Here is a 26,221-nt window from a genome sequence, read left to right on the forward strand (position 1 = left end):
GCGCTGGTGCCCGGCAACAATTTCTGCCGGGCGTTTTTGTTCATTCCGGCTTCATTGAAAGATCAGCGACTTTTCAGCTTCAGAAAGAACTTTCCATTCACCCTCGCCGACACCGTCAAGCCCCAATGCACCAACCTGACTTCGCTTGAGTTCCGTTACATGATTGCCGGTGGCCGCGAACATCCGTCTGACCTGATGATAGCGGCCTTCATGAAGGGTCAGGCGCGCGCTCTTTTCGTCAATGACCTCAAGTCCTGCCGGTTTGAGCGGCTTTTCCTCGCTCTCCAGCATCATCTCGCCGGAGGCAAAGAGGGTTGCCTCACTTCCGTTCAAGGGCCGGTCCAACGCGACCTCATAGACCTTGGGAACATCCGATTTTGGCGAGATCACGCGGTGCAGAAACGTACCGTCATCGGTGAAGAGCAGCAGTCCGGACGTTTCCTTGTCCAGGCGGCCGATTGTCGAAAGGGCTGGTTTACGAACGCGAAAGCGATCAGGCAGGAGGTCATAGACGAGCCGCCCCTGATCCTTGGCAGAACACGTATAGCCAAGCGGTTTGTTCATCAGGAGAACAACGCCCTGCGCCGGGTCGAGCGGTTGATCGTCGAACAGGATGTCCGCACGTACGGTCTTGCTGTCTGCTTTCAACCGGTTGCCGTCCGTGTCCGTGACCCAGCCGTTGCGGATCGCGAGCTGCATTTCCTTGCGGCTGCCGTAGCCGAGATTGGCGAGAAGCTTAACGAGGCGCATCGCGTTGGCCTCCCTTGCGTTTGGTCGCACGAATGACCTTGTAGCCGCCCTCGTCCGCCAGCTGCGTCACGCTGGCAAAGACTTCCGCCAATGTCTTCTCGTAAGGCAGATGCCGATTGGCAACCATGTAAAACTCTCCCCCCGGACGCAAACCAGCAGCAGCTGCCCGGATGAAGCCCTGACCGACATCCGCACGGTCCGCCTTTCCGGCCTGATGAAAGGGAGGATTTGAAATGATGAAGTCGTAGGGTCCTTCAATGCCCCTTGTGACGTCGCACCAGATCCCGTGCATCGACCTTTTGCCCTTGAAGCCGGCAAGGTTTTCCTGTGCAAGATCCAGCGCCCGCTTTTCTGCTTCGTAGAGATCCATACCCGATACTTTGGGTGCTTTTTCCAGGACAGTTCTGGCGAGATAACCGAACCCGGCGCCCAAATCAGCTCCCTTCCCTTTCAACGTATCCGGCAACAGGTCACCCAAAATCTTCGATGCCGGATCAATGCGGTCCCAGGCAAAAACGCCAGGCCGGCTGACATAGGCCCCGTCCAGAACCTTTCTGGGTGCGTCAAGACGGCGCCATTCTTCCAGTAGTGCCGTATCAACCGCGCCAGGGCGGATGGTTTCCCAGACGACGCGGCACTTGTTCTTGGTCAGCTTCTGAACGCTACCCAGGAGATCGATTAGATCCTTTTCGAGGGTTTTGGCACCTTCCGTGTTCGGCGCACAAGCAACAACGACACCGCCTTCTCGCGCTTTGATGACAGCACTTGCGAGCTGGGCACGCGCCTCCTGCCTCTGACGTCCCGGCAGGACGAACACGGCGTCGAAATTTTCTTCCGGCGTTTCTGCAACAATGTTGACGCGGGATTTTTCAAGCGCGTCCCTGTCAGGTGCAAAGCTCTGCACACAAACGAGCGCGTGATCATTGAATGCAGTCAGTGCGCGGCCGGCACGGGCCCGCAAAAACAATACTCTTGCAGCTGGCTCAAGATCGATTGCACCCGTTTCCAAAGGCAGCAAAAGCGTCTCAAGCGCAGGATCAGACATCAGTTGACTTGAACTCAAAATCGGCTCCGTTATCCCCGTAAAGGGCGAGATTGATCGGCGCGTCTCCCGACCGATACCGCGCTCATAACCTCAGTGGCCTCTAACGTCAAAATGTCCCGTCAGACCTGAATGTCTTACCGTCGACCAAAAGCGTCAGTGGCAGAGAGCGGCCGTCGTCTGTAATCGCGACTTCAAGGAGCATGCGGTCGGTGTCCAGGGTTTCAATAATTTTGCCCTCGCCCTCCGGAACGAAAAAGGCGTCAATCCCGTAATCGATCCGGATGTCACGGTCGGTCACGGAGAGAACAAAGCCCTTTATCGCCATGGCACCAGCCTCTTCAGGCTGCTTCGAAATTCTTGTGGGCAGCGCAGCAGGTGTTTCGCTTCGAAGACTTACAAACACCGTGTCTCCCGGCTGTACCGTGTCTGCGCCCGGCAGATCTTTCGCAAGGCGTGAAATGGCAAGATTGATTATGACGTAGTCGCCGCGCAGCAGATCTCTCGGATCCACAGGATCAAGCGCAAGCCGCTCTGTTTCGCCTGAAAATTGGACTTGCAGACGATCAACCAGCGGCAGGGAAATCAGAGCCAGCTGTATGAGCGCAAGAAGCCCCCAACGCACCATGGTGAGCTGGAATAGGGGTCTTCCAACCTCGCCTGGAACCACCGTTTCCGCACTCATTGGGCAGCCTCCCGCGCCTTTGGCTCGGGGCCTGCGGACCGGTCCGATTTCGCGACAAGACGCGCCAACCAGATTGCAACGGCCAGCAGCAGCACTCCCGCAACCAGGAAAAAGACGGACTGTCCAAGAAGGGACCCGATCGTTACCTGCAGCAGCCACAGGGAAACAGCAGTCAGCCCGAGATAGGCACATAGCATCCAGAACCGGTTGTTGTACCAGGTGGCCAGCGCGCAAAGACCGACGAGCGACGCCATGCTCATGGCCGCCAAGACGATCACGTTTAGCGTTGCGATGGGCACTGCGATGGCTGCAAGCGCAAATCCGACTGAGGCAAAGAAGCTTTGAGATTTTGCGGTCTTGTAGGAAAGAAGCGCACCGCAAATCACCAGCAGCACCGCAAGTGAAAAGGGGATCAGCGCCGGCAGCGCCAGCATTCCTGCGGCTTCAACACCCGATGAGATTTCCGGAACGAGCACGAGTGCCGCAACGACGAGCGTGCAGAGCACCAAATACCCGGCGTCCTGGAGTGATCTTCCCATCAGCCAGTGTCCATGACTGCGCTTGGGCAGATTGCTGGACCACTTTACGAAAAGATCGGCGATCGGGTCGAGCACAAGCATGAGCACCGCAAGGCCGCTCGCGCCGGCGAGCGCCATTGCGATTGCAAAATCATCACCGCCGGCGGCAATTTCAGCCGTCTCCGCGAACCATCTGCCATATGTCACCCACAAAAGACTGATCGCCAGCCAGCGCGACAGACGGGCCGGGTAGATAACCGCATGAACAAAAACAGCTGCCAGGATCACCAGACCCAAAAGATCCTCAAAAAGCGGCGCCTGTCCAAGGCCTTCGCGTGTGAACTGCCAGACGACGGCTGCGATCGCGGCGACGGTCAACGAAGCTTTTGAGCCTGTCAGCCAGGCCGCTGCCAATCCCCCCAGGCAAACGAGGAATGCGCCACCCGCCCAGTCTTCCGGCAAGTGGAAGATCTGCCCGACCAGCGCCATGCCACCCAGAAACACGAGGGTCGCGAATCCGGTCAGGAGATCTGCAGCGCCCTTCTTTCCCTTTGAAGCCACGTGAGCGGCAGCTGCGTGGCTCGCCATGAGCAGCAGCGCGATACCGACGAGCTTGGCCGTTTTGGGTATCGCTGCCCAATTGGCGGCAACGAACGCAAAGAGCGCGAGCGCGACGCAGACCATGCCGATCCCTGCCAGCGCCATCGGCAATCTGGAACGGCCGTCTTCCTGTTCCTGCTCCTGCAAGATGGATGCGGCGCCGGAAGAGCTGACCCAACCCTTGGCAACCCAGGCTTCCAGATCGTCTTTCAGTCTCTTCCTGTAGGCCCAGTCGAACATCAATGTGAGCCAATCCCTTCACGTTTGCCCCGATAAGGCCGCCAAATCCGGACCACCAGCTTCTTCGCCAACCGCTCGATGCCTGTCGTTTTCAGACAGTCCAAATGCAATCTGACTGCTGTCCGGTTTCTTGTCCACGGCGATATTTTACGCAGTCACATTCAGGTTTGAAATGAAAACTGCGACCATTTCCGGGCGAAAAGTTGCAATCTGGCGCTCAAATTCCCTGGTTGATCCATCAACAGACTGCCCGCCACAGTTGCCCGCAACAGGACCAATCAATTGATTGCATTCTAGGCACTGCAATATCTTGCTTGATTTTTGTGCAAGCACATTTCAAACTTTCGCCGAAGAACCAAAACCATAGGGGATTACAATGCGTCTTTTGAGAGGCTTAGCGCTCGCAGTGATGTTTGCGGCAGGCAGTGCCCATGCCGAGACCGATATCAAATTCACACTGGACTGGAAGTTTGAAGGCCCGTCCGCGCCCTTTTTCATTGCTCTCGACAAAGGTTATTTCAAAGACGAAGGTCTGAACGTGACCATCGACAGCGGCGCCGGATCCCGCGAATCGCTGCCGCGGGTGGCGACCGGGACCTACGACATGGGTTTCGGCGACATCAACGCCCTGATCAAGCTGATGGACGACCAGCCGGATCTCAAGGTCAAAGCCGTCATGATGGCGTATGAAACGCCGCCGTTCGCCGTGATCGGCCGCAAAAGCCAGGGTGTGACGGAGGATCCGAAATCCCTGGAAGGCAAGACGCTGGGTGCACCACCGCCAGACGCTGCCTTCGGCCAATGGCCTGCCTTCGTCGATGTGGCCGGGCTCGACACCAGCGGCATCACCATCGAAAATGTCGGCTTCCCCGTGCGTGAACCGATGTTGGCACAGGGCCAGGTAGATGCGATCTTCGGATTTTCTTTTTCGTCGGTCTTGAACCTGAAGGCACAGGGCGTTCCGGAAGACGATATTTCACTCATCCTCATGGGTGAAAACGGTCTGGACCTTTACGGCAATGTCGTCATCGCCAATACAGACTTCGCTGCCGAAAACCCGGATGCGGTCAAGGGCTTCGTGAAAGCCCTCACCAAAGGCTATCTGGATGCGATCGCTGATCCCGCCGCTGCCATTCCCTATGTCATGAAGCGGAACGAAGTTCTCGATGAAGCCGTTGAAATCGACCGGCTGACAATGGCTGTCGCAGGATCCATTGCCACACCGGCCGTCAAGGAAAACGGTTTTGGCGGTGTCGACATGGAGAAGCTGGCAAAGTCAATGGAATACCTGCAGACATCCATGGGCGTGAGCGATACGCCGCCGAGCCCGGAGAAAGTCTTCGACAGCAGCTACCTTCCCCCGAAGGAAGAACGGATGGTCAAGTAATCCTTCCGCTTCGCCCTTGATCAATTGCTCCTGCGGCCGCCAAATTGGCTGCGGGAGCCCTGTTTCGGACCAGACCTTGACCGGATTTGTAGACATTAGAAACGTACGCCTGTCTTACGGACAGGCAGGCGATGAGACCCTTGCCCTCGACGGATTGGACATGAGCATCCAGGAAGGCGAGTTCGCAGCGGTCGTCGGCCCATCGGGCTGCGGAAAATCAACACTCATGAAACTTGCGACAGGGTTGATTACCCCGCAAGAAGGCAGCGTTGAGGTTGCCCAGAAGGAAGTGTCAGGGCCGGTGTCCATTGCAGGCATGGCTTTTCAGAACCCGTCGATGCTGCCATGGCGCAGCACGCTATCCAACGTGATGCTACCACTGGAGATCGTCCAGCCTCATCGCGCCAACCTCAGGCGGGAAAAAGCTGCTTACACGGCAAAGGCAGAGGAGTTGCTCAAACTTGTTGGCCTTGGCGGTTTTGGCGAAAAATTTCCCTGGCAGCTCTCGGGCGGAATGCAGCAACGCGCCAATCTGTGCCGTGCCCTGATCCATGATCCGGCGCTTCTGATGCTCGACGAGCCTTTCGGCGCGCTTGACGCCTTCACGCGCGAGGAATTGTGGCAGGTCATGCGTGACCTGCACGCGGAAAAAAGCTTCACGGTCATTCTCGTGACCCACGACCTTCGAGAGGCCGTCTATCTTGCAGATACCGTTTTTGTCATGAGCGCACGTCCCGGCAAAATCATCGAACGGCGGGAAGTTTCCTTCCCCCGGCCCCGATCAATCGACCTGATCTACGAAGCGGCATTTAACGACATTGTTCATGACCTCAGGGCCCTGATTGCAGAAGCGAGGGTCGCGGCATGACATCTTCCCGCTGGATCGCCTTGGCACCCTGGCTCTGGACAATCGGACTGTTTCTCGTCTGGGAACTCGCAGTCAAGATTTTCAATCTACCGGTTTTCATCCTCCCGGCTCCGACCGACATCTGGGAGGCGATCGTCAAATACTGGTCGCCGATCTGGAAGAACTCGGTCCAGACGCTTTTCACAACCGTCGCCGGTTTCCTGCTTGCCGTCGTCGGCGGTCTGGCCTTGGGTCTTGCCATCGGCTGGAGCCGGGCCATCTACGCCGGTCTTTACCCGCTTATGATCGGCTTCAACTCAATTCCGAAAGTCGCCGTGGTGCCGATCCTCGTGATCTGGTTCGGCATCGGAACCATTCCCGCCGTTCTGACAGCGTTTCTGATCGCGTTCTTCCCGATAGTCGTCAACGTCGCGACCGGTCTTGCAACGATCGAACCGGAAATGGAGGACGTTCTGCGTGCGCTCGGGGCGAAGAAGCTCGACATAATGCTCAAGGTCGGCATTCCAAGATCGATGCCCTATTTCTTCGGTTCCCTGAAGGTCGCGATCACACTTGCCTTTGTAGGTTCGGTCATTTCGGAGACTGTGGCTGCGAACTCGGGTATCGGGCACATGATGCTTGCCGCACAGTCGCAATTTAATGTCCCGCTGGTATGGGCAGGACTTGTAGCGCTCGCGGTTCTTGGTATTGTTATGTACGCAATAATGGCGTGGCTGGAAATACGGATGACCGGATGGGCTCACCGTGGGAACCGGTCTTAGCCGGAAAAGCGAAAAATCGCTTTCAGTTCAGAGCCTAACTCCAACATAAACCAGGGGGGCTCTGTAGGGCGTCCGAGAGGCCCGGACGCCCTTTCACTTTATTCAGCAGGTTCTTCAGATTTTTTGCGTGTCTGGCGCGGCTTTCGGCGTGCCGTAGGCTTCGATGCACCGGCGCTCGTCTTTCGCGCCGCCTGTTTTGTGGTAGCAGGCTTGCCCGTGGCCGCTTTGCGTGCCGCCGGCTTGCGGGGCGATGCCTTTTGCGGCGCTTTGGCTGAAGAGGCAGCCACTTCGCTAGCCCTTTCCGTTTTCTCAGAAACAGCTTGATCAGCACCGTTCTTTGCTTCCGGCGCGGTCTTCCTGCCTGCAAGTGGATCATCAGTGACATCACCGGATACCGGCGGCAAGTCGAGCACCTGATGAAATTTCTGCAAGGTTTCCAGCGTATGCGGCGTCATTTCCTCGATCGCGCCTGGAATGTAACGCACGACCTTGGACGCAAGTTCGCGCTCCTCTTTGGTCTTCAGAAGTTTCGGCAATGTGGCGATCGCCTGTTCAGGCGCAAATTCCACAATAAGTGTCTGCTCCTGCAACAAGAAACTGCGTTCGTCGGGCATGAGGGATTTGAACGGCTCATCCTGTGTCAAGACACGCGAGGAGCGCTCCAGCCGGTCCCGGCGCACATTGCCGCGGCTGTCCGCAAGCAGGATCAGCATGCGAACCACCGCTTCGCGAAAACCACCTTCCTCAATATGCATCAAGGCGGCCTGGACAGGCGGCAGACTGCGCAATTCATCCGTGCGCTTCAGCGTGCGGCCCGGCTGTTTCGTCCGGCCGAACCAACGCATATAAGGCGATCCCCAAACCGCGTAGAAAAGGTTCTCGTACATCGTGTCGCGCAAATCACGAAACAGATCCATAGACTGCTCGATCAGGGCGGCATTGACGCGTTCCAGCTCGACAAACGGATTGTCCGGCTGAACGGGCTTCCGGTCGTTCTTCACACGCTCCGCCCAACCGGGCAAGGCGCTCAGGAACGGGTTCATGCTGGAAAACAGTTCACGCTGTATCCGGAGCGGATGTGTTTTGCGCCGCAGATCAGCGGTTTGTTCTGTGACGCCGGCCTGCACGAATGGACGCACACAGACATCGTAAAACTCCGCCTGCTGCTCTGAAGCTCTTGCGACGGCAGCAAAGGGTATTTCATCGTCACGGCCGTCATCGAGCGTCTTCAGATCGTCCATCTTGCGTTCGTGAAAGCTGACGGTGAACTGGCGGTCGAGAAGCTCACCCTGATAGTCGTCGATGGTCATCTCATAAAGACCCGGAGGCAGAGCTTCGATGGTCTTCAATGTAGATGTGACTTCCGTGTGTTCCTTTTTCGCGATCTTGGAAGACACAAAAATCCCAAGATGACCGACCTGGTCGTGCACCATGTAGATGATCCGCTGTCCGCGGATGGCTATTTCCCGTTCGTCGGAATAGGTGTCGATGATCCAGTTAAGCGCCTGTTGCGGCGGGGTGATGTTGTCTCCAAAGCTGGCAAAGACGATAATCGGGGCGCGGATCTGCTTGATGTCGACATTGCGGCCTGGTTCAAGCTGCGCTTCGTTTTTGGACAGGCGATTGCCGACGAAGAGCTGCTCGACGATCCACCTCATTTCCGCTTCATTCAGGAGGAAGTAGCCGCCCCACCAGCGTTCGAATTCCAGGAAGCGATGCGGCTCGGTATCGACCTTCGAGTAGAGGTCGTAATACTTGCCGAAATAGTTTCTCGCAGGATTGAGGAGCTCGAAATTCTGGACGATGTCCGCACCGTCAAACACGCCGTGACCGAGGTCCGAATAGAACATGGCGTTATAGGTGCCCCCCAGAATCCCGCCGTTGTAGCGCATCGGGTTTTCACCAACACGACCGGCCCAGGTCGACACCGGCGCTCCGTTCAAGATGATCGGTCCCGTCAGGTCCGGATTGGTGGCTGCCAGCAAAAGCGTTGCCCATCCGCCCTGGCAATTGCCCGTCACCACCGGGTTGGGAGCTTCCGGATGCAACTCCTTAACCTTGCGCACAAACGCTGCTTCAGCGTGCGTCACATCGGCAATGGTCTGTCCCTTTTCCGGCATGCGCTTGAAGGCGACAAAATAGACCGGGTGTCCATCGCGCAGCGCAACGCCCACCTGGCTATCCGGTTTGAACCCGCCGATACCGGCACCATGCCCTGCTCTTGGATCGATGATGATATACGGACGCTTCCAGGACTTTGGTTCGCGGTGGGAGCCCTCTTTCGGCTGGATGATCTTGAGTAGCATGTAGCAGCACGGATGCGGCAGATCCGCACCATCCACAACCAACTCGTAGTCATAGATCAGAACCGGCGGACACCCTGCTTCTTCATGCTCGATGAAGATGTCGCCGCGCTGGCGGAGCGTGTCCATCGTCAGAACGACGCGTTGAGCTGCGTCCTGCCAATAGCTTTCAAAGGCGTTGTAAAGCGATCCTTCGCTCTGTTGTTTCGTGAGGTCCTCGAACGCCTTGCCGTAGTCCGCCAGACTTTTTTGCCAGCGGGTCTTATGGCCGTCGGCGATGCTGTTGAGATGCTTGCTTAGCCCACGGCCCATCAGCTCGACCATGTTGGAGATTTCCGTCGCCTGTGCCTGCCAAGCGGTGAACCGCTGCGAAGGCGACCACGCTGTGGCGTCTTCAAGAGAGTGCAGAAACTCGTTGTGGCCTTTTTCCAGAGCGTCAAATATGTCCTTCATCAGGACCTCCTATCCAACAATGCTGTAGCCGCCATCGATGAAATGAATGCCGCCGGTGACATTGTATGCCTCCCGGCTCGCAAGGAAGGCGGCATAGGCACCGACATCATCGATTGTGGCAAGGTGGTGTGTGGGCGCGCGTTCGGCGGCGTCGTTCAGAAGTTCGTCGAATTCGGCAATGCCCGACGCCGCGCGGGTCTTCAAGGGCCCGGGCGAAAGCGCGTGAACGGAAATGCCTTTCGGCCCCATTTCCGCTGCAGCATAGCGGGTTGCGGCTTCAAGCGCCGCCTTGACCGGACCCATGACACCGTAATTCTCGACCACCTTCTGAGCGCCCATGAAAGACACCGTCATGCAGGTTCCGCCATGCGGCATCAACGGTTCGGCCTTGCGGATCAGCCGCAGGAACGAATGAACCGAAATGTCCATGGCCAATCCGAACCCGGCGGCTGAGCAATCGACGACCCTTCCGTGAAGATCATCCTTTTTCGAGAACGCGATCGAATGAAGCAGCGTGTCGAGCTTGCCCCATTTTTGCGTAATGTCTGCAAAGAGCGCGTCCATCTGATCCTCGTCGCGAACGTCGAGCGGCGCGATGATGTCCGCTTCAAGATCCTCTGCGAGCGGGCGCACATAGGATTCTGCTTTTTCATTGAGATACGTGATTGCCAGATCAGCACCTTGCTTCCGGAAAGCCTTTGCGCACCCGTAAGCGATGGACTGATCGTTGGCGACACCCACCACCAGGGCTTTGAAACCCGTCAAATCGAACATGAGCTGTCAGCTCCCCGACGTTGAAACAGACTGGAACCGGCATAAAGCCGCACAAATCCTCCCGCCGCTTCAGACGCAGTCTGAAACTCTTCGCAGTGCAACATAATCAATGTGACGAGACAATGACTTTCCGCAACAATAGGTGGTTGTGCGGATATAACCTCCCGCGTGATATAGCGACACAAAAAGGGCGCCCCGATGAGATCGGGACGCCGTAATCTGTTTGTCGTCGGTTCTGGTTTCGGCTTACGCCAGCTCGAAACGGTCCGCGTTCATGACCTTGGTCCAGGCCGCGACGAAGTCCTTGACGAATTTCGCCTGGTTGTCGTCCTGGGCATAGACCTCGGCATAGGCACGCAGGATCGAGTTCGAACCGAACACGAGATCAGCGCTTGTTGCCGTCCACTTCAGCGTATCCAGCTTACGGTCGCGGATTTCATAGGTGCCATCCGAAACCGGCTTCCAGCTGTTGGCCATATCCGTCAGGTTGACGAAGAAGTCCGTCGTCAGAGCCCCTTCACGGTCTGTGAAGACACCGTGCCTGGACCCGCCATGATTGGTGCCAATAACGCGCAGTCCGCCGACCAGAACGGTCATTTCCTGTGCGGTCAGGCCGAGAAGCTGAGCTTTGTCGAGCATCATTTCCTCGGGGCTGACGGCGTAGTTTTCCTTCTCCCAGTTGCGGAAGCCGTCCGCGAGAGGCTCTAGCACATCAAAGGAACCCGCATCCGTCTGCGCGTCCGTTGCATCACCGCGGCCTGGTGCGAAGGGCACCGACACATCGGATCCAGCCGCCTTGATGGCCTGTTCGACACCGACATTGCCGGCAAGGACGATCACGTCCGCAAGAGACGCACCGGTTTCAGAGGCAATCGGCTCAAGCGCAGCCAGAACCTTTGCCAGACGATCAGGCTCATTGCCTTCCCAGTCCTTTTGCGGCGCAAGACGGATACGGGCGCCATTGGCACCGCCGCGCTTGTCAGAACCGCGGAAGGTACGTGCGCTGTCCCAGGCCGTTGCGATCATCTCGGAGGCCGACAGACCGCTTGCGGCAATCTTGGCCTTGACCGCATCGACATTGTAGGAGGTTGAACCAGCCGGGATCGGATCCTGCCAGATCAGGTCTTCAGCCGGTACGTCCGGGCCGAGATAGTTGACCCGCGGACCCATGTCACGGTGGGTCAGCTTGAACCATGCCCGCGCAAACGTGTCACGGAAATACGCCTCGTCTTCCATGAACTTGCGGCAGATCTCGTTGTAGACAGGGTCCATTTTCATGGCCATGTCCGCATCGGTCATCATCGGGTCATGACGGATCGAAGGATCGGTCGGGTCGACCGGCTTCTCTGCTTCCGGCATATCCACCGGCTTCCACTGCCAGGCGCCTGCCGGGGACTTCGTCAGTTCCCATTCGTAGTTGAAGAGATAGTCAAAAAAGCCCATGTCGAATTTGGTTGGCTCTTTCGTCCAGGCCCCTTCAATGCCTGACGTGAAGGCATTGGTCGCTTTGCCGTCCTGGCCCGGGTTGGACCAGCCGAGGCCTTGTGCCTCAACGCCGGTCGCTTCCGGCTCGACACCGATGTCGTTGACCGCGCCGCGGCCGTGTGCCTTGCCGACCGTATGTCCGCCGCATGTGAGTGCTGCGGTTTCTTCGTCGTTCATCGCCATACGGGCAAAGGTTTCCCGGATATGAGCGCCCGTCTTGACCGGGTCCGGGTTGCCGTTGACGCCTTCCGGGTTGACGTAAATAAGGCCCATGTGAACAGCGGCCAGCGGGTTCTCAAGAGTGGACGCATCTTCGAGGTTTTCGTAGCGGTTCTCGGACGGTGCCAGCCACTCCTTCTCGGAGCCCCAGTAGACATCTGTCTCCGGACCCCAGATGTCCTCACGGCCAAAGCCGAAGCCGAAGGTTTTGAAACCCATGGTCTCGTAAGCCATGTTGCCGGCGAGAATGATCAGATCCGCCCAGGAAAGAGCGTTGCCGTATTTCTTTTTCACCGGCCAGAGAAGACGTCGCGCCTTGTCGAGGCTTGCATTGTCCGGCCAGGAATTCAGCGGAGCAAAGCGGATGTTGCCCGAGCCCGCACCGCCACGGCCATCCTGCATGCGGTAGGAACCGGCGGAGTGCCATGCCAGACGGATCATGAGACCGCCATAATGGCCCCAGTCGGCCGGCCACCAGTCCTGGCTGTCGGTCATCAGGGCACGGACGTCGGCCTTGACGGCCTCATGGTCCAGCCCCTTCGCGGCATCACGGAAGTTGAAATCCGGGTCCATCGGGTTGGTCCGGGCGCCGTGCTGATGGAGAATGTCCAGGTTGAGTGCATTCGGCCACCATTTCGTGACCGGCTTGTCCATCGACGTGTTACCGCCGTGCATGACCGGGCAACCGCCCGCTTTATCGACCTTAGCGTCCATTTTACTCTCCAATTCGAGTGTCGGTGACACACACCGCGCCCAATCAACTCCGGCACCGTGACAGCAATTTGACAGGCCATCTGCAGCGCTTGCAGATACTGTTTTCATTGCGGATTGAAGGCCGGAGTACTCCGAAATTCGTCAAAGTGAAACCGGAGGGCGTGGCTTCCAGATTTATGTAGTCCACACGCTTCCAGTCTCAACTGATTCTAAACTAGCAGACCAAACTCATCAGAAGAAGTTGAATTTCCTGATCGCTTTGATAGGATTTTCTTATGATCAATATCACCCTGAAACAGCTTCGCTATTTCGAGGCACTGGCACGCTACGGTCACTTCGGCAAAGCCGCCGAGGCTTGCGCAATTTCCCAGCCTGCGCTTTCAATGCAGATCAAGGAGATGGAGGATGCGCTCGGTTCACCCCTGATCGAGCGCGGTCCCCGCCAGGTTCGGCTGACCCATTTCGGCGAAGTCGCCGTCGAGCGGGCCAGGGACATCTTGAGGGCGACTGAAGAACTTGGAGATCTTGCGCGCGCGTCACAGGATCGTCTCGTGGGTCGCCTGCGCATCGGTGTTATTCCAACCATCGCGCCCTATCTCCTGCCAAGTGTTATCAGCACCTTGTCGATCCGGTATCCCGAACTGGATATTCATGTGCGCGAAACCGTGACGCCGAAACTCATTCAGGAACTCCACGAAGGTAAGCTCGACACTGCGATCGTCGCTCTGCCCGTCTCGGAAAGCGCGCTTGCCGAAACCCCTATTTTCCAGGAGACATTCGTGCTTGTGCGCTCCGCCGGCGAGGCCGATGCGCCGATGCCCAATGCGGACGCGCTCCGGCAAATGCGCCTTCTCCTGCTGGAGGAAGGTCATTGTTTCAGGGACCAGGCTCTTTCCTTTTGCAACATGCCGTCAGGCCCTCCCCGTGAGGTTCTCGATGCAAGCTCGCTTTCAACGCTTGTGCAGATGGTAAGCGCAGGCATAGGCGTGACCCTTATTCCGGAAATGGCGGTTCCGGTCGAAACGCGTTCCGCCTCCGTCTCCATATCCCGCTTCCACGCTCCGGAGCCGTCGCGCACGGTCGGCATGGTCTGGCGCAAATCGAGCCCGCTTGCCGGACAGCTCGGTGAAATTGCGGCGATTGTCAAAAGTTCCGCACAGAATTCTGCCGGGCTGGAAGAAGCTTGAACCGGCCACTTTCGCGAAACGAATTGTTTGTCTTAATACGCGATTTGGCGCTTGGCCGATTTACAAGCCAAGGGAGACTCGCCTAAGTTCCCTCGCGTCTGCATTGCAGTCCCGTTCCAGTTTCAGCGATCGACACTTCGAAGAGTGATTGATCGCACAAATTTGTCTCGCCTTTGGCCACGCGCCGGTTTCATCAGAGCTCCGTTTTTGATCCATGCCGCTAGACCACGACGCCATCACCGCTCTTGCTCCAGACCAGGCATCGCTGAAGGCCGCGAACGGTCTCACAAAGGCGAAGAAATGGCCGCTGCGCGCGCAATCTGAAGCAGATCACCTCGTATGGGGCGAGTGTCAGGGATCGGGCGCCAATCCGTATCGAACGGTATTCGACACGGCCAACCACAGTTACAAATGCACCTGTCCGTCCCGCAAATTTCCCTGCAAGCACGTGCTCGCCCTGATGTGGATGTTTGCTGACGATCCGTCGCCCTTCCAGCCGGATGCTGTGCCCGACTGGGTAAGCGATTGGCTGGGGAGACGGCGCACGACCGGTTCAAAACCGGCTGATTCTGCAGACAAAAGTGCGGTGGGCAAATCGCTTGATGAGGCTCGCGTTGAAACGCCGGACAAGCTGACCGACCCAAAGGTGGAAGCACGCCGCCAGGCGGCTGCCGAGAAGCGCGCGAAAGACACGGAAGCCGCGCTCTTTGCCGCAACCGAAGATCTTCAGCAATGGATCTCCGACCAGCTGAGAACCGGCCTCGCGGGGTTCCTCCACGACATGACGGACCGCTGCCGCTCGATCGCCGCGCGCCTTGTCGACGGCAAGGCACAAGCGCTTGCAGGCAGGCTTGACGAGCTGCCGGCCAAACTGATGCCGCTCAACGCCGAAGAACGCCTGGAAACAGCGCTTCTCGAGCTGGGCAAGATCGTCATTTTGACAAAGGCCTGGCGTAAGAACCCCTCAGATCCTGAGCTGAGGCGCTCTGTTGCGACGTCGGAAACACGCGAAAGCCTCTTTGAAAATCCGGCAGTGCTCCGCGTTTCGTCCCATTGGGAGGTGATCGGCGAGGAAATCGTGACACGCCGGGACGGTATGGTCAGCCAGGCCACCTGGCTCCTCAACCTCGGCGAAGGGCCCGACTTTGCCGTTTTGCTCGACTTTTTCCAAGCCTCCCTCGGCAGACGCAGCAGTGCCTTCGTCATGGGCGAGCAATTCGAAGCGGAATTGCACTTTTATCCGGCCCGAATGCCGCTCAGGGCAATTTTGGGTGAACGCAAACCGGGCGGCTCTGAAAAAATCGTCTGGCCATCGGCAAACGGCTCAGATCCGCTTACACCGTTTCTCGATGCCCAGGATGCAGCGCCCTGGTTGACGCGTGGTCCAATCCTGCTGCCAGCGGGACGGTTCTGCCGCGCCGGAACCGACATCTGGTGGCAATCTGCGGATGGTCAACACGCCTTGCGCATCGTCAATACGCCGCCTGCGCATGTCGCCGGAATGCAGCTCTCGTCTTCCGTGGGCCTTTGGGACGGCAAGCGGCTTTCCCTGCTTGGCGCTCAGTCGAACTGGGGAAGGATCCAGCTCCATGACTGAGCTCTCCCAATCTCTTGAAAAGATCAAGAGCCGTTGGATGGTCGGTGGAAGCGCAGCTGAACAGGCGCCGCCGGAGCTGCGCGTATGTCTTGGTGGTGCCGACGACCCCGAGCTTGCCTTGCTCGCGATCACCGCGCAGGCAGGCATTGTCGCATTCCGGTCCGCGCCTTCTGCCGAACTCACCCCTTATGCCGCTCTTCCTGAATTGCCGCTGCCGACGCTGCCGGAACAGCACAGATCGATCTTCCGGCGCATCTTTGCACTGCAAAAGATCTCAAACGAGCAAAGCAACCTCCTGCTTCATTTCCTGGCGTCCCGGGGCTACGTGACGCATCCTGCGGATTTCATGCCGTCACGATTCGATGATTTGCCAGCGTGCTATGGGCCCTGGAACGGCTGGGACGAGCGTGAAGCGGTGGTGTCGAACCTTGAGCTTTCAGAAGAGGCCTGGGATCATTTCCTACCTGGTGAACGGGTGAATGCGCTCTTCGACATGCGCCGCCAGGATGCCGGAAAAGCGCGATCTCTGATTGAGGCCAAGGCGGAACAGTTGCCCGCCGAACAGCGTCTGCGCGTCATCCAGTGCCTTGGCCAAAACCTTTCTCAAGGTGACATTCCGTTTCTGGAAAAGCTTGTTGGGTCCGACCGTTCGCAAAAGGTACAGGCACTCGCCACAGCATTTCTTGCAAGGCTCGGCCGCAATCTCGACGAGGCAGAAAACGCGCAGGAACTGGCGGACTTTCACCAAGCCGGCAAAAAGGGCCTCATCAACCGGAAAACGATCGTCAGTGCCCGCAAACTCAAGACAGCTGCGCAGCGCGCGCGAAGATCCGAGCTTTACGAGATTGTCAGCCTGCCCGGTCTCGCTGCGGCGCTGCAAATGGATCCTGACGCGCTGATCGCCAGCTGGCAGTTTGGCGAAGACGTCATGGATGCCAGTTTCTGCGGCCTTGTTGCAAGGACGGGATCAGACGGGCAGCTTAGCGCCTGTGTCGACCGGGTCCTGTCAGAAAAGTCGGCGGCGGCAGACACCCTGCCCCCGCTTCTTGAGCGGCTGAGTGCTGAAGACCGAAAGAGACATTTGCCCAAGATCCTGGCCAAGGAAGAGCATGGTTTCGACACGGCGCTTTCCTGCATGCACGGATATCTGGGAACTATCGGCACCGCCGACCTCGAAAAGGCACCGTTTCTGACCGAACTGCTTGCCGCCATTCGTGCACAGGCAGATGACGAAAAGAAAACGGGCCAGACAGCGCTCATTCAAGAAGCGCTGTTTCAACTTGGACTGATGGCAGACCCCGTCGCAGCCCAGGCCTCGATCAACACATTTCTAACGGCGGGCATGAGCCGCGCCGATGCGGCGCTGCTGATATTACAGCTCAACGCCGCCCTGACACCGGGAGATCCTTCATGAGTGACACGTTGCGCCAGCCCGCCGAGATCACCTATGCAGATGAAATTGAGGCTCTGAAGGCAACAGACGACCAGCCGAAACCGGAGGGCTGGGAGCTCTCGCCGCAAGCGGTCATCACCTACCTGATGGGCGGGAAAGCCGGCGGCACGGAGATCAGCGCGAAATATGTGGGCAACCGCCGGCTGATCGAAACGGCGGTGGCAACGCTTGCCACAGACCGCGCCCTGCTTCTGCTTGGTGTCCCGGGGACGGCCAAATCCTGGGTGTCGGAGCATCTGGCTGCGGCGATATCAGGCAAATCCACGCGTGTTATCCAGTGCACGGCCGGCACAGACGAAAACCAGGTCCGGTACAGCTGGAACTACGCCCAGCTGCTCGCGCACGGACCAAGCCGCGAAGCTCTGGTTCCGACCCCTTTGTTCCGGGCAATGGAAGACGGTAAGCTCTGCCGTCTGGAAGAGCTCACCCGGATGGGATCGGATGTTCAGGACACTCTCATAACGGTGCTATCGGAAAAGATGTTGCCGATCCCGGAGCTAAACGACGCGGTGTTTGCCACACGCGGGTTCAATGTCATTGCCACTGCCAACGACCGCGACAAAGGGGTCAACGAGCTGTCCGCCGCTCTCAAGCGGCGCTTCAACGTCGTAGTGCTTCCGCTTCCCGACGATATGGACGAGGAAATCGCCATTGTGTCCAAGCGCGTCGGCGAGATGGCCCGCTCTCTGGATCTCCCAGCTCCGAAGAACGTCGCGGAGGAAGTCACGCGGCTCCTCGCCATTTTCCGCGAACTCAGATCAGGCGAAACGGTGGATGGGAAGACAACGCTCAAAAAGCCGTCTGGCAATCTTTCAACTGCCGAGGCGATTGCCGTCACCATCGGTGGTCTCAGCCACGCGGCCTTTTTCAACAATGGCAAACTGACGGCCGACAGCCTCGCCCCGAACGTCCTTGGCGCAATCGTGAAGGATCCGGTTCAGGACAAGATCGTGCTTGAGGAATACCTTGAGACCGTTCTTAAAAAACGGCGTGATTACGCGGATTATTACCATAGCTTGACCGAACTGGTCTGAAGCAGAGCGGGTATTCGAACGTGAGCGCAGCCGTCTCCTATTTCGGTATAAGGCACCACGGCCCCGGCAGTGCGCGCAGGCTGCTGGAAGCGCTGGAGGACCTGCGGCCCTCCGAGGTGCTTGTTGAAGGTCCGGCTGATCTCAGTGACCTTCTGCCGCTTCTGGCGAGCCCGTCGATGCAGCCGCCCGTCGCGCTGCTGGCCTACCCGAAAGACACGCCGGAACGGGCCGTGTTCTGGCCTTTTGCGGAGTTTTCGCCCGAGTATCAGGCAGTATGCTGGGCAGTGCGCAACGGCGTTCCCGTCCGCTTTATCGATCTGCCCGTTTCCTGGAGCGTCTCGGGTGGCGAGACCGAGGATCCGGTCGCAGCACCGGAAGGTGAGAGCTCTGCAGACGGAGTGACTTCAGAAGACGAGCCGGAAGACCAGCAGGCAGAGGACGATGATCAGACCCTCCGCCGCGACCCGATCGGAGCGCTCGCCGAGACCGCGGGCTATGAAGACGGTGAGAGCTGGTGGCAGGACGTGATTGAAGAAAACCCTGCGCCCGGTCCCGTCTTCGAGGCCGTCTCCGATGCCATGTCGGCTCTCAGGGAACGCGAGACGGATCTGCCGAAACGCGAGGCCGCACGTGAAGCCCATATGCGCCTGGAGATCAGCAAATCCGCCAAGACAGTTGAAGGGGCGATCGCCGTGGTCTGTGGTGCATGGCACGTACCGGCCCTGAAAGCGAAACATACAGCCAAAGACGACCGGGCCCTTTTGAAGGGGGCTCCCAAGACCAGAATTTCCGCGACCTGGGCGCCCTGGACCGCGCCCCGCCTCGCCTTTGGCAGCGGCTATGGCGCCGGTGTAGCGGCCCCCGGCTGGTGTCTTCATCTGTGGCAGACCCGTGACGATGAAAAGACGACACGATGGGTTGCCAGGATCGCTAGAGCCCTTCGCGCGCAGGGCCAGGTCGTTTCCACCGCATCGCTTATCGAGACGGAGCGGCTCGCGGTCACGCTGGCATCGGTGCGGCAACGGCCACAACCTGGCTACGAGGAACTGCGTGATGCCGCCATTTCCTGCCTATGTTTCGGCAATGCGCTGATCTGGGCAACGATTTCCAGTGAGCTTCTCATCGGGTCTGAGACCGGGCTGATCCCCGACGACGTGCCCATGGCTCCATTGCTTGAGGACCTCCAGCGGCAGCAGAAAAAGGCAAGGCTCAAGCCAGAAGCCCTTGAAAAGGAGCTCTCGCTTGACCTCCGCTCCGAGAGCGGGCTGTTCCGTTCGACGCTGCTCCACCGGCTGTCTGTTCTTAAAGTGCCCTGGGGCACGCCTCTGGATCCAGGGCGCAGCCGGGGAACCTTTCGAGAGCGCTGGATGCTGCGCTGGGAACCGGAATACGCGGTAGAGCTCGTTGAGAACCTGGTGTTCGGTGCGACAATCGAACAGGCGGCAAGCGGCAGGATCCGGTCCGAGCTCCAGAGCTGTCATGCGCTCGGTCCGCTCGCTGATCTCGTTTATGGCGCCATGACGGCACAGCTCAACGATGCCGCGGCAGAAGGCGTCAATCTGCTGGGAGAACGTGCTGGACAGACTTCGGATTGCAGCGAACTGCTGACGTCTCTGCCGGCACTTGCTGACATTCTGCGCTATGGCGCAGCCCGCGAAATCGACACGGTGCAGCTTGGAAGCCTCTTTGAACGCATCGCGACACAGGCTTCGCTTGCCCTGCCCTACGCCGTGCGCGGCCTCGACAAGGATGCGTCCGAGGCCATGCGCTCCCAGATCCAGAGCGCGGACGGTGCCGTCAAACTATTGGAAGATCGCCCGGATCTCCTAAAGACCTGGCAAGATGCCTTGCAGTCCATCGTTTCGGAACCGCAGGCAAACCGGCTTCTGTCGGGTCTTGCCGCGCGATTGCTCTATGAAGCCGACGTGATGAGCCCCGACGAAGCGGTTGAGCTGCTCACACGCATGTTGTCTCCGGGAACGGAAGTCTCCGACGCTGCCGCGTTTTTTGCCGGTTTTCTGGAAGGCGCCGGACAAAGACTGCTTTACGACGAAGGCCTTCGCGGCTGCGTCGACGGCTGGCTGGTCAGTCTGGAGGAAGAGGCCTTCACCGAATATCTGCCGCTCTTCCGGCGTGTCTTCTCCCAGATGGACAAGGCAGAACGCAAACGCCTGATGGACGCACTCTTCGATACCGTGCGCAGCGGCGGGACACATTTGATCGCAGCCCCGGATTCAGAAACGCGCTGGCCGCGACATCTGGAAATCCTGACCGGCATACTGGCGGGGGAAAATCATGGATGAACGTGGACGCCGCTGGCGCTTGGCCCTTGGCGGTGACGATGAAACCCTGGAAGGCCGCGACCAGCGGCTCTCTGCCGCGCTCAGCGCGCTCTACAATCCTGAAGACGGGTCGACGGGAACTGGCAAAGGCGGCAGAGGCAAGCGCGGAGGTCTCGGAGGATCCGCGCCCAATGTCGCCCGATGGCTTGGCGATATCCGCGAATTCTTCCCTTCGTCCGTCGTTCAGGTGGTTCAGAAAGACGCATTCGATCGCCTCGGCTTGCGACAGATGCTCATGGAGCCGGAGTTTCTGGCGGTCATGGAAGCCGACGTGAACCTTGTTGCCGATCTGGTTTCGATGCGCGGTGTGATGCCGGAAAAAACCAAGGAAACCGCGCGTGAAGTGATCGCCAAGGTGGTGGCAGAACTGATGGAACGCCTGGAGCGCAGAACGGCGGAAGCCCTGCGCGGCGCGGTCGACAAATCCAAGCGCACCTTCCGTCCACGCTTTGCCGATATCGACTGGCCGAGAACGATCCGGGCAAACCTTCACAATTACCAGGCTGATCACAACACGATCGTTCCTGAAAAACTGATAGGTTTCATGCGACGGCAACGGCGGATCGTGGATCTGGACGAGGTCGTTCTGTGCGTCGACCAGTCGGGCTCGATGGCCTCCTCTGTCGTCTACGCCTCCATTTTCGCCGCCGTCATGGCGTCCCTGCCCGTGGTCGCGACAAAACTCGTCTGTTTCGATACTGCCATCCTCGACCTGACGGAGGATCTCGCGGATCCGGTCGACGTGCTTTTCGGCGTTCAGCTTGGCGGGGGAACCGACATCAACCAGGCCGTTGCCTACTGCGAAGACAAGATCGAACGGCCGTCGAAATCGCACCTGGTTCTGATCACCGATCTCTATGAGGGCGGCAATGCAAAGGAACTGGTCGCGCGCGTCGGCAGGCTGATCGGCCAGGGCGTGAACGTGATCGTTTTGCTTGCCCTCACGGACACCGGCAATCCCTCTTATGATGCCCGATTGGCCGCGACGATGGCCACGCTCGGCGTTCCTGTGTTCGCGGCGACCCCGGACCAGTTTCCGGACCTTATGGCTTGCGCCCTCCGGCGGGAAGACATTCACCGGTGGGCGGCAACGCAGGACATCAAGACCATACGCCCGGACGAAGACGAACCCACTGTCTGAGGATCAGCGTATCCTGAAGGTCAGCACGCCGAGAAGAGCCATTGCGGCGGCAAGCGCCAGCAGGACCGCGCGCGCATCATCGCCGGACGCGAAGAGCGCAACCATCAGACCTGCAAGCGGTTGCGACAGATTGTTGAGGCAAATGATCACGCCGGTCGTCTTGCCGAAATCCTGCGCCGGAATGATCTCCTTGCGAAGCGTGCGCACATAGATGTTGAACATCTTGTCGAAGCCGGCAATCAGAAGAAATCCGGCGGTATAAATCAGGGGATGGGCTCCGAGCCCGGTGAGCACAGCACCCAGGCAGATGAAGGCGTAGGCTGTCCGGCCGAGGATCTTTAGCCCTAAATGGATGTGAGCGGTCAGGCTCAGCACGGCAAGTGTTGCCAGGGCACCGCCCACCTGCAGCCATGCATAGGTCTGCACGCTCTGGGCGAAAAACCCGGTCATCATTGCAGCGGCCGTTGCCAAGGTCGCCCCGATGATGAGATTGACACCGGCAGCTTGCAGAATTGCCCGCATCAGGCCGGGGAGGCTCCAGGCAAGATGCAGAGCTTTCCTGAACTCCGAAACGGGATGCCTGGTGGGAGCTTCCGGCACGGGTTCCATGCGGGACTGCCCCCGCCAAAGCAGGAACAGCCCGTCTGAGAGAAAAAACAGCGCCGTTGCGACGAACACGACCGTTTCCCACGGCCAAATCGCCATCAGGTACGCTGCAATGAGTGGTCCGAGGACGACCCCCATCTGCGCGGCAAGCTGGCTGTAGCTGGCCACCTTCTCAAATCGCTGATCGTTGAAGGCCCGGACAAGCACCATTTCCAGCGCGAGCAATCCCTGCGTCGTCAGAACACCCACGAGCGCCGACAGGCCAATCAACCACCACACGCCGCCAAATGCGATCTGACCCGCGATACAGACCAGGCAGACGACGGCGCGCAGAATGCGGCTGATCCTGAGGAGAAGGATCGGATTGATCCTGTCGCACAGAATGCCGGCAACCGGAAAGGTGAGATAACGGGGCAGCGTTTCAAAGAAAAACGCAAGGCCCGACCACGCAACATTGCCTGTAATCTGGAAGATCACCAGAGGAACCAGAAACAAAAGGATCTGGTCGGCCAGCACGGTCAGGAACATGGACGCGAAAAAAGCGCGATCGCGAACGAGCATCTGGATCTTTCAAGAGTGCACCGCAGGGAGGGTTCTTTTGGCTAGCACTCGCATGTTGGCGCTGCAAGCCGTATCCGTCAGGTGGATCACGTTCCAATTGGCTTTTGGTACGGTAGAATGCTTTTGGAGGTTTCGACCCTCTCCCAGTTAATTGATCCGGTTCTGAGTTAGTGACTTTCTCGATTTCAAGGAGACCACTGATCAAGAGACGATTTTGCGAAGAACAAATAACCGAGATTTTGAAGGAGCACGAAGCGGGTGTTTCGGCCAAGGAAATTCATACAAGAACAGCGCTTTGCACTTGCCGCTGTTGCTAGCACAGCGATTGTTCGTATTGCGGTGGAAAATCTTTTGTTTCGACGTAGCGTGCTTCGCCAATCTGGCTGGTCGAGGACTTCGGTATGCCCGACCGCGGCAATCTAATGATCCAACACTATCGGACGAAACGGTTATTGGCGTAGGGCATGGCATTACCAATGTTCTTTTTCGCGAGTTCATCGAGATCGCGAAAAAAAGGATTGGACTTCCAAGCATTTAAGTTCGCTTTTTTTGGTTCGTTGTAGAGCCCATGCATTTGCGTGCCGGCTTCGATGGCACTTTCGTCAATTGCGATGCCCAGGATTTCGCTGGGTGGACATCCAAATTTCCGTCGGAAGCTTCGATTGAAATTCGGCAAGTCCAGAAATCCGAACTGAGCTGCGACAGCTGTAACGATTCCACGGGCCGGTCTGCTGTTCGCCAAAACTTTATAGGCGCAGTCGAGACGAACGTTTGTCAAATAGGCTCTTAGTCCACCATCTTCGTGAAAAAGACGGTACAGGCTTGCTCTCGACATGCCGACCTCGGTGCACATCTGTTCAACATCTAGCGCTTGAGACAAAGGGTGCGAGAAAATGAATTGCTCAGCACGAATGCGCTTTGCCTTAAGGGTGTGGGGATCACTTGCCTGAAGCGCCTTTTGATCACTCGTCGCATTGACGAGAAGCGAAGAGAACAGGTCGACTGCGGCGGAGGCCTGTCCATCTTGTTCGTGCGTGATTTCATTTGCCAAATGATGAAAATTCGCAAGCATCAATCTTCCGACTGACGTTTTGCTATCGAAATGTGTCATTGGTCGCATCTGATGACCGGCAGACTGCAAGTCTGACTTCTTGAATGCGAGATAGGTGATCTTCGATTGATCACCAATGGAGTAACGTGTCGCTGAAAGGTCCATCACAGTAAGTGAGCCGGGTCGAATACTCGTCCGTTCACCGTTAACAATCGCTGTCGAGTTCCCTTCGTTTTGATAGCGGACAACAAAGCAGTCGAATTCGTGATTGTTGCCTACCAGTTCGGCAGGGGACATATTTATCTGACAGAATACGGCGCCATCCAGTTGGCGGGAAGCTACACTCAACTCCAGTTCCTGATTCGCGACCAAGGGTCGTCCGTCACGCCAGAAATCGGCCATGAAGTCGCTCCAGGCATCACGACGGAGATTTTCCGGAAGCTCAACAATGTTCAGGTCTGGGGTGAGACTGGACGACTTCAACCCCGCCGTTGAGTTTAAATCCATCAACTTTTTCCCGTCACGCTCTTACAAAAAGTCCTTTCAAAATAGGACGATAGTACACACTGGTTTTTGAGCAGCACCCAATTGCAGGAAACCATCCTGAATTGCGAAGTCAGGACTTCGGTTGCGCCAACTCCCAACTCTCCTCTTCTTGCCTGTTGCTTGGTTGCGAAGGCAGAGCTCGCTCCAAATCTGTGTAACTCCGTGGCACAAGCAACCCTGAGCCGTCAAGCACTCGCAATCGCGCCCAGCGATGACTTTCTGGGCCACGATTGAGGCTTACTCGGGAAACATCTCAAACGTTCACTTGGCCCCTTCGCGGGCTGCTGAAAGGCAGCAGGGCTTTGCTGATTGGGAACTCTCGACACACGTTCGATCGCAGGCTTTTTAGCGAAAATGTCGATCCACCCGGCGCAAAAGGTGGCCAAACTTTCCATTCGAGGGATCGACACATTCTAGCGACCGCTCGCCTGATGTAGGCGGCCCACGGTTTTTGAGACTGTATGACAACGAACTTGAGACACGCAGATGATTTTCGAACCGCAAGTACTTGTTAGTTTTATCAAATCAGCGTCGTTGTAGGCCTTCTCGGCGCTCACCCTTTGTACAATGTGTTTGGCTACAGCTGAGAAAAGGAAGTTGTCGAGTGTGTTTTGGCATTAACAGACTGGTCCAAGGCCTCAGACTTTCCCTGTTGACGACATCCAGCGTAGCCGCAGCGCGGGTAACGCAGACCCACACTCATCAGGCACAGGGTGCCTGGCTTCCAGTCAGTCGGATTTTGAACGATGCTGCCGTCAGTTTCGATGAGATGAACGGGCTGACTTTCACCGGATCTTTCGCCCTATCGCTCGCTGCGCTCACAGGGCCCGGTCTGACCGGATCAGTGCGCGAGAGGCGGCGTTCAATCGCTGTGCCTTCTACGCTTCCAAGTTGAGAGTAACTTTACCCTCCTCAAATCCAAACTATACGCACTCAGGAGATGAATTATATGATGAAGCGGATATTGCTTGCCGCAGTACTAAGCCTCGCTGGCCTTAGCGCCAACGCGGCAACACTGGATATCAAAGCGAAACAAATTGGCAGCGACGTCTATTTTTTTGGAACCGGATCGATTGACCTGACCGGGCTAGGAACACCTGCTCAAATTGGCCTGGGTTTCAACGAGAGTCGCCCCGGTCGACAGGCATTCGGTGTTATCAATGGCGCATTGGTTGATCGCTACACAGTTACAGATCTGTTCACGAGTTTCACGCCGCTGAGTAATGTGCGTTTCGATCTGGAAAGCTATTCGCCGACCGAAACGGGAGACGCTTTCTACATAAACGGACCCCGCCCATTTACCCGCAACTATATCCGCATTACACGGGGATACTCGTCGCTTGATCCGTTCAGTTTCACCTGGGTTGCATCCGACAGCATCCTGGCCGATCTTGATCTCAACTTCGGAACGCTCGCCGAATTCGGGAACAACACGATCACCCTTACCGGCACGCCCGTTACACCTGTACCGATTCCTGCTTCTTTCGGCTTTTTGGCAGTCGCGCTCATGGCATTTTGGCCGTTTCACAGAAGGTTTCGCGAAGCACTCGGCTAGAAGTCTTGCGGTGTGTGGAACACCACAAGTTGCTTTTGGACTTCAGGTGACAGGGGCATAGCATCACCCCCAGAGACGTGTTTCACTCCGCCCACACATTTGAGTGGATCCTTCTCGTGTCCAGTTGCTACCGTTCTGAAATGCTTGAGCTGATCTGCGGTGGCAATGAAGTCTGGGCGGGATGTCTGCGAAGGCATCCCGCTAAGCAATCAAGTCTCAAATTGCTTTGGCATTGTAAGGCCGATCTGCCAAACACTTGCCCTAGTAGCTAGCTCACACACAAAAGCGGCCTGACTTGGTGACCCTCACTCGGCTTGCCCCACGCTCGAGTTCAGTTGGATCTGCAAGC

The 26,221-nt window shown here is 57.7% G+C and carries 19 protein-coding genes; 10 read left to right on the forward strand and 9 right to left on the reverse strand.

The genetic code is table 11. The features are described 5' to 3' along the window. Positions 1 to 51 precede the first annotated feature (51 nt). The 4 genes from Q0915_RS14450 to Q0915_RS14465 form a co-directional block, all read right to left on the reverse strand. Positions 52 to 750: a 16S rRNA pseudouridine(516) synthase gene (locus Q0915_RS14450; protein ID WP_299472228.1), complete on the reverse strand. Its 699-nt coding sequence runs from the start codon at positions 748 to 750 to the stop codon at positions 52 to 54. Then, positions 737 to 1,813 carry a class I SAM-dependent methyltransferase gene (locus Q0915_RS14455; RefSeq protein ID WP_299472229.1) on the reverse strand — a complete coding sequence of 359 codons (1,077 nt, stop codon included), beginning with the start codon at positions 1,811 to 1,813 and terminating at the stop codon, positions 737 to 739. Before Q0915_RS14455 ends, Q0915_RS14450 begins: the two co-directional genes overlap by 14 nt. A gap of 88 nt (positions 1,814 to 1,901) precedes the next feature. Next, positions 1,902 to 2,477: a GDYXXLXY domain-containing protein gene (locus Q0915_RS14460; RefSeq protein WP_299472230.1), complete on the reverse strand. Its 576-nt coding sequence runs from the start codon at positions 2,475 to 2,477 to the stop codon at positions 1,902 to 1,904. Beyond that, positions 2,474 to 3,835 carry a DUF2157 domain-containing protein gene (locus tag Q0915_RS14465; protein ID WP_299472231.1) on the reverse strand — a complete coding sequence of 454 codons (1,362 nt, stop codon included), beginning with the start codon at positions 3,833 to 3,835 and terminating at the stop codon, positions 2,474 to 2,476. Before Q0915_RS14465 ends, Q0915_RS14460 begins: the two co-directional genes overlap by 4 nt. Positions 3,836 to 4,211: 376 nt before the next feature. Here Q0915_RS14465 and Q0915_RS14470 point away from each other — a divergent pair, with 376 nt between their 5' ends. From Q0915_RS14470 to Q0915_RS14480, 3 genes are all read left to right on the forward strand, one after another. Beyond that, complete coding sequence (locus tag Q0915_RS14470; protein WP_299472232.1) at positions 4,212 to 5,222, forward strand: ABC transporter substrate-binding protein; 1,011 nt, start codon at positions 4,212 to 4,214, stop codon at positions 5,220 to 5,222. A gap of 76 nt (positions 5,223 to 5,298) precedes the next feature. Beyond that, the gene (locus Q0915_RS14475; protein WP_299472233.1) at positions 5,299 to 6,090 is read left to right on the forward strand and encodes an ABC transporter ATP-binding protein; all 792 of its coding nucleotides are present in this window, start codon (positions 5,299 to 5,301) and stop codon (positions 6,088 to 6,090) included. After that, complete coding sequence (locus tag Q0915_RS14480; protein WP_299472234.1) at positions 6,087 to 6,851, forward strand: ABC transporter permease; 765 nt, start codon at positions 6,087 to 6,089, stop codon at positions 6,849 to 6,851. The genes Q0915_RS14475 and Q0915_RS14480 overlap by 4 nt, the downstream gene beginning before the upstream one ends. Before the next feature lie 98 nt (positions 6,852 to 6,949). Here the strand turns inward: Q0915_RS14480 and Q0915_RS14485 are convergent, their stop codons facing one another. The 3 genes from Q0915_RS14485 to katG all read right to left on the reverse strand — a co-directional run bounded on the left by Q0915_RS14485 (position 6,950) and on the right by katG (position 12,799). Next, on the reverse strand, positions 6,950 to 9,607 hold the full coding sequence (locus tag Q0915_RS14485) for a DUF3141 domain-containing protein (RefSeq protein WP_299472235.1): 2,658 nt from the start codon (positions 9,605 to 9,607) through the stop codon (positions 6,950 to 6,952). Positions 9,608 to 9,616: 9 nt separating this feature from the next. Continuing rightward, positions 9,617 to 10,381, reverse strand: a complete 765-nt coding sequence (gene fabI / locus Q0915_RS14490) for an enoyl-ACP reductase FabI (protein ID WP_299472236.1) — start codon at positions 10,379 to 10,381, stop codon at positions 9,617 to 9,619. Positions 10,382 to 10,627: 246 nt separating this feature from the next. After that, a complete protein-coding gene (gene katG, locus Q0915_RS14495; protein WP_299472237.1) occupies positions 10,628 to 12,799 on the reverse strand; it encodes a catalase/peroxidase HPI in 2,172 nt (723 codons plus the stop codon). A 275-nt stretch (positions 12,800 to 13,074) separates the two neighbouring features. On the opposite strand from katG, the gene Q0915_RS14500 reads away from it, so the two are divergent. From Q0915_RS14500 to Q0915_RS14525, 6 genes are all read left to right on the forward strand, one after another. Then, on the forward strand, positions 13,075 to 13,986 hold the full coding sequence (locus Q0915_RS14500) for a hydrogen peroxide-inducible genes activator (protein ID WP_299472238.1): 912 nt from the start codon (positions 13,075 to 13,077) through the stop codon (positions 13,984 to 13,986). 214 nt (positions 13,987 to 14,200) lie between these two features. Further along, positions 14,201 to 15,583, forward strand: a complete 1,383-nt coding sequence (locus Q0915_RS14505) for an SWIM zinc finger family protein (RefSeq protein WP_299472239.1) — start codon at positions 14,201 to 14,203, stop codon at positions 15,581 to 15,583. Further along, entirely contained in the window at positions 15,576 to 16,997 is a 1,422-nt protein-coding gene (locus tag Q0915_RS14510; RefSeq protein ID WP_299472240.1) for a DUF5691 domain-containing protein, read from the forward strand. The genes Q0915_RS14505 and Q0915_RS14510 overlap by 8 nt, the downstream gene beginning before the upstream one ends. Continuing rightward, the gene (locus tag Q0915_RS14515; protein ID WP_299472241.1) at positions 16,994 to 18,070 is read left to right on the forward strand and encodes an AAA family ATPase; all 1,077 of its coding nucleotides are present in this window, start codon (positions 16,994 to 16,996) and stop codon (positions 18,068 to 18,070) included. The genes Q0915_RS14510 and Q0915_RS14515 overlap by 4 nt, the downstream gene beginning before the upstream one ends. A 20-nt stretch (positions 18,071 to 18,090) precedes the next feature. Then, positions 18,091 to 20,373 carry a DUF5682 family protein gene (locus Q0915_RS14520; protein WP_299472242.1) on the forward strand — a complete coding sequence of 761 codons (2,283 nt, stop codon included), beginning with the start codon at positions 18,091 to 18,093 and terminating at the stop codon, positions 20,371 to 20,373. Next, a complete protein-coding gene (locus Q0915_RS14525; RefSeq protein WP_299472243.1) occupies positions 20,366 to 21,553 on the forward strand; it encodes a VWA domain-containing protein in 1,188 nt (395 codons plus the stop codon). The genes Q0915_RS14520 and Q0915_RS14525 overlap by 8 nt, the downstream gene beginning before the upstream one ends. 3 nt (positions 21,554 to 21,556) lie before the next feature. On the opposite strand, the gene Q0915_RS14530 is transcribed toward Q0915_RS14525, so the two are convergent. Beyond that, positions 21,557 to 22,720 carry an MFS transporter gene (locus Q0915_RS14530; protein ID WP_299472244.1) on the reverse strand — a complete coding sequence of 388 codons (1,164 nt, stop codon included), beginning with the start codon at positions 22,718 to 22,720 and terminating at the stop codon, positions 21,557 to 21,559. A gap of 433 nt (positions 22,721 to 23,153) precedes the next feature. Continuing rightward, positions 23,154 to 24,278 (reverse strand): AraC family transcriptional regulator, encoded by a 1,125-nt coding sequence (locus Q0915_RS14535; RefSeq protein ID WP_299472245.1) that lies wholly within the window; start codon positions 24,276 to 24,278, stop codon positions 23,154 to 23,156. Between the two features lie 991 nt (positions 24,279 to 25,269). Between Q0915_RS14535 and Q0915_RS14540 the strand changes: the two genes are divergently transcribed. Continuing rightward, positions 25,270 to 25,872 (forward strand): hypothetical protein, encoded by a 603-nt coding sequence (locus tag Q0915_RS14540; protein ID WP_299472246.1) that lies wholly within the window; start codon positions 25,270 to 25,272, stop codon positions 25,870 to 25,872. The last annotated feature ends 349 nt before the right edge of the window (positions 25,873 to 26,221 follow it).

The organism is uncultured Roseibium sp. (assembly GCF_947494555.1).
In the GTDB taxonomy this organism is placed as follows: Bacteria; Pseudomonadota; Alphaproteobacteria; order Rhizobiales; family Stappiaceae; genus Roseibium.

Excerpts from the sequence above, each read along its gene's own strand:
- Q0915_RS14450 (WP_299472228.1), bottom strand. The coding sequence starts at position 750 with ATGCGCCTCGTTAAGCTTCTCGCCAATCTCGGCTACGGCAGCCGCAAG.
- Q0915_RS14460 (WP_299472230.1), bottom strand. The coding sequence starts at position 2,477 with ATGAGTGCGGAAACGGTGGTTCCAGGCGAGGTTGGAAGACCCCTATTC.
- Q0915_RS14465 (WP_299472231.1), bottom strand. The coding sequence starts at position 3,835 with ATGTTCGACTGGGCCTACAGGAAGAGACTGAAAGACGATCTGGAAGCC.
- Q0915_RS14470 (WP_299472232.1), top strand. The coding sequence starts at position 4,212 with ATGCGTCTTTTGAGAGGCTTAGCGCTCGCAGTGATGTTTGCGGCAGGC.
- Q0915_RS14480 (WP_299472234.1), top strand. The coding sequence starts at position 6,087 with ATGACATCTTCCCGCTGGATCGCCTTGGCACCCTGGCTCTGGACAATC.
- Q0915_RS14485 (WP_299472235.1), bottom strand. The coding sequence starts at position 9,607 with ATGAAGGACATATTTGACGCTCTGGAAAAAGGCCACAACGAGTTTCTG.
- fabI (WP_299472236.1), bottom strand. The coding sequence starts at position 10,381 with ATGTTCGATTTGACGGGTTTCAAAGCCCTGGTGGTGGGTGTCGCCAAC.
- katG (WP_299472237.1), bottom strand. The coding sequence starts at position 12,799 with ATGGACGCTAAGGTCGATAAAGCGGGCGGTTGCCCGGTCATGCACGGC.
- Q0915_RS14500 (WP_299472238.1), top strand. The coding sequence starts at position 13,075 with ATGATCAATATCACCCTGAAACAGCTTCGCTATTTCGAGGCACTGGCA.
- Q0915_RS14505 (WP_299472239.1), top strand. The coding sequence starts at position 14,201 with ATGCCGCTAGACCACGACGCCATCACCGCTCTTGCTCCAGACCAGGCA.
- Q0915_RS14510 (WP_299472240.1), top strand. The coding sequence starts at position 15,576 with ATGACTGAGCTCTCCCAATCTCTTGAAAAGATCAAGAGCCGTTGGATG.
- Q0915_RS14515 (WP_299472241.1), top strand. The coding sequence starts at position 16,994 with ATGAGTGACACGTTGCGCCAGCCCGCCGAGATCACCTATGCAGATGAA.
- Q0915_RS14525 (WP_299472243.1), top strand. The coding sequence starts at position 20,366 with ATGGATGAACGTGGACGCCGCTGGCGCTTGGCCCTTGGCGGTGACGAT.
- Q0915_RS14530 (WP_299472244.1), bottom strand. The coding sequence starts at position 22,720 with ATGCTCGTTCGCGATCGCGCTTTTTTCGCGTCCATGTTCCTGACCGTG.
- Q0915_RS14535 (WP_299472245.1), bottom strand. The coding sequence starts at position 24,278 with ATGGATTTAAACTCAACGGCGGGGTTGAAGTCGTCCAGTCTCACCCCA.
- Q0915_RS14540 (WP_299472246.1), top strand. The coding sequence starts at position 25,270 with ATGAAGCGGATATTGCTTGCCGCAGTACTAAGCCTCGCTGGCCTTAGC.